Annotated in this window: 9 protein-coding genes; 6 read left to right on the top strand and 3 right to left on the bottom strand. The window is 67.3% G+C overall.

The features are described 5' to 3' along the window. Window positions 1-320 precede the first annotated feature (320 nt). A complete protein-coding gene (locus tag ACCQ03_RS14180) occupies window positions 321-1,055 on the bottom strand; it encodes an SIMPL domain-containing protein (protein ID WP_057677483.1) in 735 nt (244 codons plus the stop codon). Between the two features lie 138 nt (window positions 1,056-1,193). Here ACCQ03_RS14180 and ACCQ03_RS14175 point away from each other — a divergent pair, with 138 nt between their 5' ends. The 3 genes from ACCQ03_RS14175 (at window position 1,194) to ACCQ03_RS14165 (ending at window position 7,376) form a co-directional block, all read left to right on the top strand. Continuing rightward, window positions 1,194-1,766, top strand: a complete 573-nt coding sequence (locus ACCQ03_RS14175; RefSeq protein ID WP_057677484.1) for a Maf-like protein — start codon at window positions 1,194-1,196, stop codon at window positions 1,764-1,766. Continuing rightward, window positions 1,766-3,265 (top strand): ribonuclease G, encoded by a 1,500-nt coding sequence (gene rng, locus ACCQ03_RS14170; RefSeq protein ID WP_209227869.1) that lies wholly within the window; start codon window positions 1,766-1,768, stop codon window positions 3,263-3,265. Before ACCQ03_RS14175 ends, rng begins: the two co-directional genes overlap by 1 nt. 190 nt (window positions 3,266-3,455) lie before the next feature. Next, a complete protein-coding gene (locus ACCQ03_RS14165) occupies window positions 3,456-7,376 on the top strand; it encodes a YhdP family protein (RefSeq protein WP_057677485.1) in 3,921 nt (1,306 codons plus the stop codon). A gap of 15 nt (window positions 7,377-7,391) precedes the next feature. Here the strand turns inward: ACCQ03_RS14165 and ACCQ03_RS14160 are convergent, their stop codons facing one another. Then, complete coding sequence (locus ACCQ03_RS14160) at window positions 7,392-8,144, bottom strand: DUF6065 family protein (RefSeq protein WP_057677501.1); 753 nt, start codon at window positions 8,142-8,144, stop codon at window positions 7,392-7,394. 98 nt (window positions 8,145-8,242) lie between these two features. Here ACCQ03_RS14160 and tldD point away from each other — a divergent pair, with 98 nt between their 5' ends. Next, entirely contained in the window at window positions 8,243-9,688 is a 1,446-nt protein-coding gene (gene tldD / locus ACCQ03_RS14155) for a metalloprotease TldD (RefSeq protein WP_209227867.1), read from the top strand. Between the two features lie 256 nt (window positions 9,689-9,944). Here the strand turns inward: tldD and yjgA are convergent, their stop codons facing one another. Continuing rightward, a complete protein-coding gene (yjgA, locus tag ACCQ03_RS14150) occupies window positions 9,945-10,523 on the bottom strand; it encodes a ribosome biogenesis factor YjgA (protein ID WP_057677487.1) in 579 nt (192 codons plus the stop codon). Window positions 10,524-10,670: 147 nt separating this feature from the next. On the opposite strand from yjgA, the gene pmbA reads away from it, so the two are divergent. Continuing rightward, complete coding sequence (pmbA, locus tag ACCQ03_RS14145; RefSeq protein ID WP_150146603.1) at window positions 10,671-12,038, top strand: metalloprotease PmbA; 1,368 nt, start codon at window positions 10,671-10,673, stop codon at window positions 12,036-12,038. Between the two features lie 322 nt (window positions 12,039-12,360). Continuing rightward, on the top strand, window positions 12,361-12,822 hold the full coding sequence (locus ACCQ03_RS14140; protein ID WP_017156393.1) for a DUF4870 domain-containing protein: 462 nt from the start codon (window positions 12,361-12,363) through the stop codon (window positions 12,820-12,822). Window positions 12,823-12,885: the final 63 nt, after the last annotated feature.

The following is a 12,885-nucleotide window of genomic DNA, read 5'->3' as shown; positions in this document are numbered from 1 at the left end:
TCACGAAGATGACGGTGCGTTGACAACCGATGCTAGAGAGCGGTCGCGCCTGCTTAAAGAACGATTTCTCTGAATTTCATGTTTTTTAAGCACAAACAACCAAGAACGCGTATTCAGGGCAAGTGGGCGTGACTCTGGACACTTGAACCAAGCAATTGCTTTGGTCATGGAGAAGGTCGCCAGCCGCCAGTCACCGGTGATCACCAGCGACTGGCGGCGGCCAGAGGTGAGGTGTGCACTGGCAAGCGTGCAAAACGACACTACCCTCCAGGGAGGGCAGTGCAAATGCAACGCGTGGGACTGGACGATGGTCTGCCCTGTCAACGCCCAAGTTCGAACGTCACCTCCAGGTTGATCGACAAGGTGCTTTCGCCGGGTGCGACCGGGGTGTCCATCTCGGCCTTGGCCGAGCGCATTGAGGCGGCCATCATCATCGGGCGGACCGCGCCGCCGCTGCGGCCTTCGGAGATGCTGACGATGCGGCGCACCTTCAGGCCCAGCGATTTGGCATACGTTTCGGCGCGCGCCTGGGCCTTCTTCAGTGCGGCAACCCGGGCTTCGTCGTAGACCGGCTCGGGTTGGTCGATCGAAAAGCTGGGGCCGTTGATGTCGTTGGCGCCTTGCGCAACCAGCGCGTCGAGCACCTTGCCCAGGCGGGTGATGTCGCGCACCTTCAGGCTGACCGTGTTGCTGGCCTGGTAGCCGTTGATCTTGGGCGCTTCGTTCTCCTTGTAGGTGTACTGCGGGCTCAGGTTGATGCCGCTGGTTTGCACGTCCTTGTCGGCGATGCCGGCGGCCTTGACCGCGGCCATGACCTTGCTCATCTGTTCGGCGTTCTGGCGCATGGCGGCGTTGCCGTCGGCGGCCTGGGTGACCACACCGGCAGACAGCGTGGCGATGTCCGGCACACGCTTGGCCTCGGCCTCGGCCGAGACGTTGAGCAGGGTGCCGTCGCTGGGAATGGTGTAGCTCGACGCAGGTTGGGCGTGGGCAGTCATGGCGGTTCCGGCAGCGATGGACAGGGCCAGCAACAACGGCTTGAGATGGGTACGCATGAGATCTCCTTGTCTGTGTGGGGAGCGTGTTGGCAGGTCGATGAATGTGTTGTGAGTCGAGCACGACCACCCCGTTGGCAACGGTGTGTGCGTTCACCAGGCAAGCGGGCGAGTGCAGGCAACAGGTATGCTGGACGGATGCTCTATCTCGCTTCCCGTTCGCCGCGCCGACAAGAACTCCTGCAACGCCTGGATGTGCCGTTCCAGACGTTGCAACTGGATGTGCCCGAGCTGCGCGCAGCCGATGAATCGCCCGACCAGTACGTGCAGCGCGTTGCGTTTGAGAAGGCGCACGCCGGGCTGGCGCTGGTACAGGCCGCCGACCCCGACGCCATCGTGCTGGGCTCCGATACCGAAGTGGTGCTGGGCGAGCGGGTGTTCGGCAAGCCGGTCGATGTGGACGATGCCGTCGCCATGCTGCGCGCGTTGTCCGGGCGCACCCACCAGGTGCTCACGGCGGTGGTTCTAGTCTGCGCACGGCGCGCGCCGGCGCAGGCATTGGTGGTGTCGGAGGTCACCTTCGACACCCTCGATGATGCGCAGATCGCCGCCTACGCCGCCTGCGGCGAGCCGATGGGCAAGGCTGGCGCCTATGCGATCCAGGGCCGCGCCGAACGCTTCATCGCCCATCTGTCCGGCAGCTATTCCGGCGTGATGGGATTGCCGCTGTATCACACCTCGCAGTTGCTCACTGCCTTCGGAGCGCATTGATGTCGGAAGAGATTTTGGTCAACGTCACCCCGCGCGAGACCCGTGTGGCGGTGATCGAGAACGGCATGCTGCAGGAGTTGCATATCGAGCGCGGCTGGCGCCGGGGCGTGGTGGGCAATATCTACAAGGGCAAGGTGCAGCGGGTGATGCCCGGCATGCAGGCGGCCTTCGTCGAAGTGGGGCTGGAGCGTGCCGCGTTCCTGCATGCCAACGATGTGGTCCGGCTGGCACCGGCGCCCGCCAGCGTGGTCGATACCGAAGAAACCCCGATCCCGCCGCCGCCGCCGGCCTCGGTGCCGATCGTGGAGCTGCTGCGCGACGGCCAGGAGATCGTGGTGCAGGTGGTCAAGGACCCGATCGGCACCAAGGGTGCGCGGTTGACCACGCAGATCAGCATCCCTTCGCGCTATCTGGTGCTGTTGCCGCAGTCCAAGGTGGTGGGGGTGTCGGCGCGCATCGAAGACGAAGCCGAGCGGCTGCGCCTGAAGACCATCGTCAGCGAGGTCTCGGCCCAGCATGGCGGCTTCGGCTACATCATCCGCACCAACGCCGAGGGCCAGCCGGCCGAGGCGCTGGCCGAGGACATAGCCTACCTGTCGCGGGTCTGGAACGTGGTCGAGCGCCGCGGCCGCGAAGCGCCGCCGTGCAGCATCATCTACGAAGACCTGAGCCTGCCGCTGCGTGCGGTGCGCGACCTGATTCGCCGCGACGTGGAAAAGGTCAAGGTCGATTCCAACGAGACCTTCGTGCAGCTGCAGGCCTTCGTGGCCAAGTACATGCCGGTGCTGGCCGAGCGACTGGAGCTGTACACCGGCGACCGCCCGATCTTCGACCTGTACGGGGTCGAAGACGAGATCGGGCGTGCGCTGAACAAGCAGGTGCCACTCAAATCCGGCGGCTATCTGGTGATCGACCAGACCGAGGCGATGACCACCATCGACGTCAATACCGGCTCGTTCGTCGGTCAGCGCAATCTTGAAGAAACCGTCTTTCGCACCAACCTGGAGGCCGCGCAGGCGGTGGCGCGGCAACTGCGCATGCGCAACCTGGGCGGCATCATCATCATCGACTTCATCGACATGGACGATCCGGAGCACCGCCGACAGGTGCTGCGCACCCTGGAAAAAGCGCTGGCACGCGATCACGCCAAGACCACCGTGTACGAGTTCTCGCCGTTGGGCCTGGTGGAAATGACCCGCAAGCGCACCGTCGAAAGCCTGGAGCGCCAGCTGTCGGAGACCTGTGGGCACTGCGGCGGGCGCGGCACCATCAAGACCGCCGAAACGGTGACCTACGAGATCTTCCGCGAGATCACCCGCGCGGTGCGCCAGTTCGATGCCGCGCGCCTGCTGGTGATCGCCTCCTCGAAAGTGGTCGCCCGCATCACCGAGGAAGAGTCCGCCGCCGTGGCCGAACTGGAAGAGTTCCTCGGCAAGAGCATCCGCTTCCAGTCCGACGACCAGTATCTGCAGGAGCAGTTTGATGTGGTGTTGCTGTGAGGCCGCGAATCGGGAATCGGGAGTGGGGAATGGGTGTGGAGCAACGTCCGCTCAACGGCGCTTTGGTTATCCCTTCAGCCTGGATGCGCAATCAGGCGGCTGACCGTTCGTAAGCCGGGGCCGGTGCCCTTACGATTCCCCATTCCCCATTCCCCATTCCCCATTCCCCATTCCCCATTCCCAGCCGTTAATGCCCACCCCGCTGCGCCGCCGTCTGCGTCTGTTTCGCCGCTATGCGATCACTGCCTGCGCGCTTGCGCTGGTGGCGGTCGCGTTGTTGGTGGGCGCGGCCAGCCAGGCGCTGCCGTTGGCCGAGGAACATCCGCAGCAGATCGCGCAGTGGCTGAGCCAGCGTGCCGGTCAGCCGATTGCGTTCGACCGGCTGCAGACCGAATGGACCCGGCGCGGTCCGCTGCTGCGGCTGGATGGGCTGCGTATCGGTCCGCACGGCGAGGTGCGTGTCGGCCAGGCCGAAGTGCTGCTGGCGATGTACGCCGGGTTGCTGCCGGGCCATTCGCTGACCGAGATACGTCTGCGCGGCCTGGCGCTGACCTTGCAGCGCAGCGACGACGGTGTGTGGTCGGTCCAGGGCATGCCCGGCGGCGGAAACTCCGATCCGCTGGATGCGCTGCGCCGGCTTGGCGAGATCCAGCTGGCCGAAGCGCGCCTGCATGTGGCTGCGCCGTCGATCGGACTGGACACCACGCTGCCGCGTATCGACCTGCGCCTGCGCGTCAGCGGCTCGACCGTGAAGGTGGGCAGCCGTAGCTGGATCGATCTCAAGCGCGCGCCGCTGACGGCGGTGCTGGAATTCGACCGCGACAGCGGCGACGGCAGTGCCTACATGCAAGCCGACCCGGCCGACCTGTCTGCGTGGGCGTCGCTGCTGCAGTTCGGTGGCATGCGCGTGGATGGCGGTGGTGGGCGCTTGCAGGCCTGGGCGCAATTGCGCGCGCGCCGGATCGCCGCAGTGAGCGTAGATGTCGACCTACAGCAGCTGCGCCTGTCCGGGGCCGCACTGCCGGACGAAACCGCGCGGCGTACGCTCACCTGGGAACGGCTGCAGGCGCGTGCGCGCTGGCAGACCATCGATGGCGGCTGGCGCGTGGACGCGCCGCTGCTGCGCCTGGGCCAGGCAGCGCAGCTGCAACACCTGGACGGGCTGAGCATTGCCGGCGGGCGCCGCTATGCGGTCGTGGCCAAGCATGTGGATGTCTCGGGCCTGATCGCAGCTGCCGCCCTCAGCGAGCAGTTGTCGCCTGCCTTGCGGCGCTGGCTGAGCCTGTCCAAACCGCAGCTGCGCGTGGCCGACCTGCAGGTGGTCGGCGAGCAAGGCGGCACGCTGCGCGCGCAGGGCCAGATCGAAGCGCTGGGGTTTCTGCCGGTGGGCAATGCGCCTGGCATCAGTGGCCTGCGCGGCACCCTCGATGGCGACGCGCAGGGCGTCGAGCTGGACCCCGCGCCCGACGCCACGCTGCGTTTCGACTGGCCGACCGGCTTCGGCGTGGTGCACGAGATCCAGCTGGCCGGCAAGATCGTCGGTTGGCGCGAAGGCGCGGGCTGGCAGGTCGCCACTCCGGCGCTGCGCGTGCAGGGCAAGGATTACGGCGCCAACGTGCGTGGCGGGTTGTGGTTCCAGGGCGATGGCAGCCGCCCACGCATGCAGCTGGCGGCCCAACTGGACGATGTGGCGTTGCCGGTGGCGCGCAAGTTCTGGATCCGCTCCAAGATGAGCGAGGCCGCCATCGACTGGCTCGACATGGCCGTGGCCGGCGGCACCGTCACCGGCGGCACTGGCCTGGTCAGCGGCGATCTGGACGATTGGCCGTTCGACAATAACGACGGGCGCTTCGAAGCGTTCGGGCAGATCCGCGATGGCCAGATCCGCTTCCAGCCGGACTGGCCGGCGATGGAGCAGGTTCAGGCCCACCTGAGCTTCATCGGCAACGGCTTCTCGCTGCAAGGGCAGGGCGATCTGGCCGGTACCCCGATCGCGCAGCTGGAAGCGGGCATTCCCAGCTTTGCCACCTCCGAACTTTACGTCCGCGCCTCCACCCAGGCCGATGCGGCGCAACTGCTCGGCATGTTGCGCAAGAGTCCGCTGGAGCGGCGCTACGGCGACACCTTGCGCAATCTCACCGTGTCCGGGCCGGCCGCCGTGACCTTCGACCTGCTGCGCCCCCTGCGGACGCATGGCGTCGGTGGGCATCTGCAGGGCACAGTGGCCCTGCAGGGCGCCAAGCTGGCCGACGCGCGTTGGGATCTGGCCTTCGATCAGGTCAGCGGGCAGGCCCAGTACCGCGACACCGGCTTTGCTGCCGAGCGGCTGAGCGTGCAGCACGAAGGCCGCAGCGGCGAATTGTCGTTGCGCGCCGGCGGCTTGGTGCAGGACCCCGCGCAAGCCTTCGAAGCGCGTCTTGGCGCCACCCTGGATGCCAAGGAACTGTTCGACCGTGCACCCCAGATGGAATGGCTGCGCCCGTACGTGCATGGCAGTGCGCCCTGGCAGGTGGGCGTGGATGTGCCGCTGCCGCCAGCCGGGCAGACCGATGCGAACGCGGTGCTGACGCTGCGGTCCAATCTGGTCGGCACCACGCTGGATCTGCCCGCGCCGTTGGACAAGGCCGCCAGCGAGCCATTGGATACCCGGGTCAAGGTCGCGCTGCCGCTGGGCGATGGCGACATCGATGTGGGATTCGGCAAGCTGGTCGCGCTCAAGGCCAGCAGCCATGGCGAGCAAACCGGCGTGCGCGTGGTGATGGGCACCGACACCGTTACCGAACGGCCGCCCGCCAACGGGCTGGTGGTGACCGGCCGCGCTGCGTCGCTGGATGCGATCGACTGGATCAGCCTGGCGCGCGGCAGCAGCGGCGACGCCGACATGCCACCGTTGCCCGGGCAGCCGGCGGTGCCTACCAAGGACCCGATGCCGTTGCAGCAGGTGGATGTGCAGGCAGATCGGTTGCTGATGATCGGCGGGGTGTTCCCGCAGACGCGTCTGCGTCTGCGCCCCACCCGCGATACGGTGGCGGTGACGCTGGACGGCCCCTCGCTGGCCGGCCAGCTCACTGTTCCCAATGCCGACGGCGCAACGGTGCAGGGCACGTTGAAGACCGTGCACTGGCAGCCGGTGGAGGCGCCTGCCGAGCCGGCCGCGCCCGAACCGGGCGACCCCTTGGCAGGCGCGTTGCCGGAGCCCGCGCGCCGTGCGGTGGCCGAATTCGACCCGGTGTCGATCCCGCCGCTGGCATTGGATATCGCCGATCTGCAGATCGGCAAGATGACCTTCGGCGCGGCCACCCTGCGCAGCAGCCGGCTCACCGACGGCATGCAGGTGGATCAGCTGCAGCTGCGCTCGGACGATCAGAACATCGGCCTCACCGGGGCCTGGCGCGGCAAGGGCGAGGCGGCCAGCACGCGGCTGTCGGCGCGCGTGGACAGCCGCAACCTGGGCAATCTGCTGCAGAACCTCACCCTGGGCGGCCAACTGCGCGGCGGCGAAGGGCAACTGGAGCTCAACGCCGGCTGGCAGGGCTCACCAACCGGTTTCGCGCTCGGTTCGCTGGATGGGAACCTGAAGGTCGATGTGCGCAACGGCCAGTTGCTGGAAGTGGATCCGGGCGCCGGCCGCGTACTCGGCCTGCTGAGCGTGGCGCAGCTGCCGCGCCGGTTGATGTTCGACTTCCGCGATTTCTTCTCCAAGGGTCTGGCCTTCAACAAGCTGGCCGGCGAGGTGCGCTTCGGCGAGGGTTTCGCGCGCACCGACGCCATCCGCATCGAAGGCCCGGCTGCCGACATCGCGATTCGTGGCCAGACCGACCTGCGCGCGCAGACCTTCGACCAGACCGTGGACGTGAACCCCAAGGCCGGCAACCTGCTGACCGTGGTCGGCGCAGTGGCCGGTGGCCCGGTGGGTGCCGCCGTCGGCGCAGCCGCCAACGCGGTGCTCGGCAAACCGCTGGGCGCCATTGGGGCAAAGACCTATCACGTCACCGGGCCGTGGAAAGACCCGCAGGTGGACGTGATGGAGCGCGAGGCGCGCGAGCGGGCGCCGAGCAAACCGGCCGCACCGTCGGGCAAGTCCGGCAAGGCAGATCCGACGCAGCGCTGACGGAGTCCGTCGGCCTCACTCTGCGGGCGTGTCCTCGCTGCCGGCGCGGGTGAACATCGGCAAGCGCAGTCGCGAGCGATGGCCCGGCACTGGCGGCTGTGCGGGTGCGGTCAAGCCAAGAAAGTAGCCGCGCTGCCATTTCTCGCGCGCCGCGGCCGAGTGCGCATCGGGCAGCTCATCGAGAAAGCGCGTGCGGCTTTGGGTCCAGTCGGCGTGTTGCTGCGCCAGCTGCGGCGCTTCGGAAAGCGGTTTCCACTGCGGCTGTATCTGCTCGATCAACTGTCGCTGCAGCGGTAACAGATGACAGAACGGCTCGCCCGCCTCGAAGCGCACCCGCCCGGGCCGGGTGAAGCGCCAGTTCATGGTGAAGGTGTGCGGGCTCCAGTCGGTTTCCACCATGCCGCTCAGCGCGCCGATGCCGTCTTTGGGCCGGTTGAGCGGGCCGGTCACGAACAGGTCGATGCCGGTGTCGGTGCGGAACAGGCACGGTACGTGGAAGGTCAGCACGCCGTAGCCGAAGTGGCTGATCGCCGGTGCGTGCGTCTGCGCATCGGCCGTGATGGTGATCGCCGCCAGTGCGTCGCTGCCGTCCCAACTGGCTTCGAAACCGGACTGGCACAGCAGCTCCCAGCCATGCGCATTGGCGATCGCCAGCGGCAGGCAGCGGTAGGCGTAGCGCTGGTCGGTGGCGTCCATCCACGCACGCTCGTGCGGGGCAGGGCGGATGTCCAGCGTGTGGCCGTCCAGGACGTGGGCGATGAGCTTCATGCGCGGGCGATCGGTGAAGAGCTGGCTGGCGATGATAGCTGCGCGCATGTTCAGCCGAACGACTTGTCTCCCCGGCGCGCGGGCCCCATCCTGACCACATGACCGATAACGCTCTCACTCTGGCCGAAACCCGGCTGCTGCTTCCTTCCGGCCTGGACGCCGGCCATCTCGATCGCACCTTCGGCGCCCTGCTGGGCCCGGGCATCGACTTCGGCGATCTGTATTTCCAGCATTCGCGGCGCGAGAGCTGGAGCGTGGAAGACGGCATCGTCAAGGACGGTGCGCATTCCATCGAACAAGGCGTGGGTGTGCGCGCAATCGCCGGCGAGAAAACCGGCTTCGCCTATTCCGACGACATCCATCGCGATGCCCTACTGGAAGCGGCGCAGTCCGCGCGCGCGATCTCGCGCGAGGGCGGCGCGCAATCCACCCGCGCGCTGGTGCGCGGCAACGGCCGTGCGTTGTACCCGGCCACCGATCCCATCGACGACATGGACAGCGCCACCAAGGTGGACCTGCTGCGCCGGATCGACCAGTTCCTGCGCGCTGCCGACCCGCGCGTCAATCAAGTGATGGTGAGCCTGTCCGGCGGCGTGGACACGGTGCTGATCGCCCGCAGCGACGGCGTGCTGGCGGCCGACGTGCGCCCGCTGGTGCGCTTGAACGTGCAGGTGATCGTCGAACAGGGCGGCCGGCGCGAATCCGGTTATTCCGGCGGCGGCGGGCGTTACGGCTATGCCGAGCTGTTCGCCGACGGCCGCCCGGAAGGGTTTGCACGCGAAGCGCTGCGCCAGGCGCTGGTGAATCTGGACGCGATCCCGGCGCCGGCCGGGGTGATGCCGGTGGTGCTCGGCCCGGGCTGGCCCGGCGTGCTGCTGCACGAGGCGGTGGGGCACGGCCTGGAAGGCGACTTCAACCGCAAGGGCACCAGTGTCTACGCCGGGCGCATCGGCGAGCGCGTGGCCTCGCCGGGCGTGACCATCGTCGACGACGGCACCCTGGATGGCCGTCGCGGCTCGCTCAATATCGACGACGAAGGCACGCCCAGCCAGTGCACCACGCTGATCGAAGACGGCGTGCTGGTGGGCTACATGCAGGACAGCCACAACGCGCGCCTGATGGGCGTGGCGCCCACCGGCAACGGCCGCCGCGAATCGTTCGCGCACCTGACCATGCCGCGCATGACCAACACCTACATGCGCGCCGGCCAGCACGACCCGGAAGAGATGATCCGCTCGGTCAAGAAGGGCATCTATGCGGTGAACTTCGGCGGCGGCCAGGTCGACATCACCAGCGGCAAATACGTGTTCTCGGCTACCGAGGCCTATTTGATCGAAGACGGCAAGGTGACCGCGCCGGTCAAGGGCGCCACCTTGATCGGCAACGGCCCGGAGACCATGCAGAAGGTGCGCATGATCGGCAACGACCTGGCATTGGACGAAGGCGTAGGCGTGTGCGGCAAGGACGGGCAGAGCGTACCGGTCGGTGTCGGCCAGCCCTCGCTGTTGATCGACGGCATTACGGTTGGCGGAACGCAGGCCTGAGATGCGGGGATTTGGGAATCGGGATTCGGGATTGGTAACGGCAGGAGCGGGGCGCCATGTGGCCGTGCCGTGTACTGCGCCGGTCTCGAAACCGCGATTGGGGGTCAGAGCGTCGGGAAGCGCGGCGATAGAGGTGCGCAGCGTCCTTGGCGCTCAGGTGTCGCCCGCCCGGGTTGCTGATGGTGGACGCTGGTTGCCGCGGTTGGCTGCGGCGGAGGCGCCGGTTGAGCGGCTCCACGATTGCGGCCGCCAGCTCCTATTCTTCGTCTTCCAGATCCTGGTCGTCGTCCAATCCCGAATCCCCACTCTCCAATCCCTGCTCCTGCGACAGCTCGCGCAGGACCTGGAACAGTTCGCGGTAGGCGCGCGGAGGCTTGTTTTTGGCGCGTTCGTGGATCGCGTTGCGCACCAGCTGACGCAGTTGCTGGCGGTCGGCGGCCGGGTAGGCTTCCAGCAGTTCGGCCAGCGCCACGTCGCCTTCGGCGAGCAGGCGTTCGCGCCAGCGTTCGACCCGGTGGATCGCCGCCACTTCGCGGCGCGCGGTGTCGCTGTTGGCGTCCAGCGCATCGCGGATCGCGGCCAGGGTCTGCTCGTCCTCGCGGCGCATGTGCTTGGCCAGAAACGCCAGTTGCCGCTTGTGCGCGATATGCGAGGTGATGCGCTTGCTCTCTTCGATATGCGGGATCAGCGATTCGGGCACCGGCAACTTGGCCAGCTGCGCCGGGGTCAGCGCCACCAGCTTTTCGCCCAGGTCGAAAATCTCCAACGCCTCGCGCCGTTGCTGGCTGCGGCTGGCGCCACGAAATTCACCGGTCTCTTCATCGCGTCCGCGCATTGCCACCACATCCCGAAACTTGGTTGATAAACATCTGCGGCCTCGAACGGCCGCGCGTCGGCGGAACAATTCCGCACCGAATTCAAACACTCCGGCCATGGACGGCCGGGCTTTCGCGGACGGATCCGCGTTTCCAAGGATAAAGCATTGAACGCACTCTCCTCCGAAATCCGCGTTACCGACGACAGCCTGCAGCGCCTGGATGCGCTCACCGACATCTCCCAGCGCCTGCTCGAGCGCGCGCGCGCCGCCGGCGCCACGCAAGCCGAAGTCAGCTGCAGCGAAGAGCGCGGCCTGGACGTGAATGTGCGGCTGGGCGATGTGGAGACGGTCGAATCCACGCGCGATCGCGGCATTGCGGTTACGGTCTACTTCGGCAAGCGCAAGGGCAGTGCCAGCACTGCCGACCTGCAGGATTCCAGCCTGGAATCCACCGTGGCGCAGGCCTGCGCGATCGCCCGCTTCACCGAGGACGACGTGGCCGCCGGCCTGGCCGATCCGGAATTGATGGCGCGCGAGTTCCCCGAGCTGGATAGCTGGCATCCGTGGGCGCTGGACGCCGACACCGCCGTGGATCTGGCGCTGGCCTGCGAAACCGCCGGCCGCGACGCCGACGCGCGCATCAGCAACTCCGACGGCGCCTCGGCCAGCACCGGTCTCAGCTTGTCGGTGTACGCCAATTCGCATGGCTTCATCGGCCGCGAGCGTGGCACCCATCATTCGATCAGCTGCGCGCTGATCGCCGGCCAGGGCGACGGCATGCAGCGCGACGGCTGGTACAGCAGTGCGCTGGCACGCGAGGACCTGGAAGCGCCCGACGCCATCGGCCGTCGTGCCGCCGAGCGTACCGTGGCGCGCTTGCAGCCGCGGTCGCTGCCCACCGGTCAGTTGCCGGTGCTGTTCGCACCGGAAGTGGCGCGCTCGCTGGTCGGCCACCTGCTCGGTGCGGTCTCCGGCGGCGCGCTGTATCGCCGTGCCAGCTTCCTGCTCGACAGCGTCGGCAGCAAGTTGTTCCCGGACTGGTTCAATATCGAAGAGCTGCCGCACCTGCGCCGCGGTTTGCGCTCGGCGGCCTTCGACGGCGAAGGCGTGGCGACACGGCGTTCGGCGCTGATCACCGACGGTGTGCTGCAGCGCTATGTGCTGGGCAGCTATTCGGCGCGCAAGCTGGGCCTGCAGACCACCGCCAATGCCGGTGGCGTGCATAACCTGCAGGTCACCGCCAATGCGGGCGATCTGGCGTCGATGATTGCCGGCATGTCGCGCGGCCTGCTGGTCACCGAATTGATGGGCAATGGCGTCAATCCCGTCACCGGCGACTATTCGCGCGGCGCCGGTGGCTTCTGGATCGAGAACGGCGTGATTGCCTACCCGGTCGATGGCCTGACCATCGCCGGCAATCTACGCGACATGTTCGCCGGCATCGAAGCGGTGGGCAGCGACGTCGACCCGCGCTCGCACGTCAAGATCGGCTCGGTGCTGATCAACCGCATGACGGTGGCAGGCGATAGCTGAGCGGCCTTGGCGGTGCCGACCTGGCCGGTTTGCGCGCGGCAGCGTGTGGTGCAGGCGCACGCCCGGCAGGCAGCCGCTGGAACTGGACGGTACATGCACGTGGCGCCGAAGCGGGCAGCTCACCTTCGCGACCGCTGTCTCCCACGCGAGTGTGTAGAGCCGATGGCTCATGCGGCGGCGCGCGATGTGCGAGCGCTCGCCATGCAGCGACAACGCCGGTGAACACGTCGCCTGCATGGTGCGGGCGGCGCGAGCTCGCAGCACGGCAAGGCCTTTTTTCGAAATGACGTGGCCCTTTGCAGCCACGGCCAGGCGTGCGCCCATGTCTTTCCGCACTGGTGGCTGGCTGAATCGTTGCTATAGTCCGCCGCACCACAACCATGCACGGGGAGACATGATGAGCGAATTCGAATCGCAGGCCGCACCGCCACCGCCGCCGGTCGGCACCAGTCCGTCGGAGGAGCGCACGCTCGCGCTGGCCGCGCATCTGCTCGGCATCGTGACCTCGTTCGTCGGTGCGTTGGTGATTTGGTTAATCAGCAAGGACGCCAACCCGTCCAAGCCGTTCGCGACCGATCAAGCCAAGGAAGCGCTGAATTTCCAGATCACCGTGCTCATTGCCACCGTGGCGGCGATCGTCCTGACCATTGTCTCGTTCGGCATCCTGTTCTTCCTGCCGACGCTGGTGTGGATTGCCAACCTGGTGCTGTGCATCCTGGCCGCAGTCAAGGCCAACAACGGCGAGCACTACCGTTACCCGTTTGCGCTGCGCCTGATCAAGTAATCGGCGCGGAGGAAACAACAAAGGCCCGGCAGCGATGCCGGGCCTTTGTCGTATCAGCCGATG

This window comes from Xanthomonas sp. NCPPB 3569 (assembly GCF_041475645.2).
GTDB classification, from domain to species: domain Bacteria; phylum Pseudomonadota; class Gammaproteobacteria; order Xanthomonadales; family Xanthomonadaceae; genus Xanthomonas; species Xanthomonas phaseoli.
Note: the sequence above shows the minus strand (reverse complement) of the source record. Positions and strands in the feature narration are given on the sequence as shown.

Bases quoted from the DNA above. Each gene is read 5' to 3' on its own strand.
- tldD (WP_209227867.1), top strand. From the start codon at position 8,243: ATGACCGATAACGCTCTCACTCTGGCCGAAACCCGGCTGCTGCTTCCT.
- yjgA (WP_057677487.1), bottom strand. From the start codon at position 10,523: ATGCGCGGACGCGATGAAGAGACCGGTGAATTTCGTGGCGCCAGCCGC.
- ACCQ03_RS14175 (WP_057677484.1), top strand. From the start codon at position 1,194: ATGCTCTATCTCGCTTCCCGTTCGCCGCGCCGACAAGAACTCCTGCAA.
- rng (WP_209227869.1), top strand. From the start codon at position 1,766: ATGTCGGAAGAGATTTTGGTCAACGTCACCCCGCGCGAGACCCGTGTG.
- ACCQ03_RS14140 (WP_017156393.1), top strand. From the start codon at position 12,361: ATGTCTTTCCGCACTGGTGGCTGGCTGAATCGTTGCTATAGTCCGCCG.
- ACCQ03_RS14180 (WP_057677483.1), bottom strand. From the start codon at position 1,055: ATGCGTACCCATCTCAAGCCGTTGTTGCTGGCCCTGTCCATCGCTGCC.
- ACCQ03_RS14165 (WP_057677485.1), top strand. From the start codon at position 3,456: ATGCCCACCCCGCTGCGCCGCCGTCTGCGTCTGTTTCGCCGCTATGCG.
- ACCQ03_RS14160 (WP_057677501.1), bottom strand. From the start codon at position 8,144: ATGAAGCTCATCGCCCACGTCCTGGACGGCCACACGCTGGACATCCGC.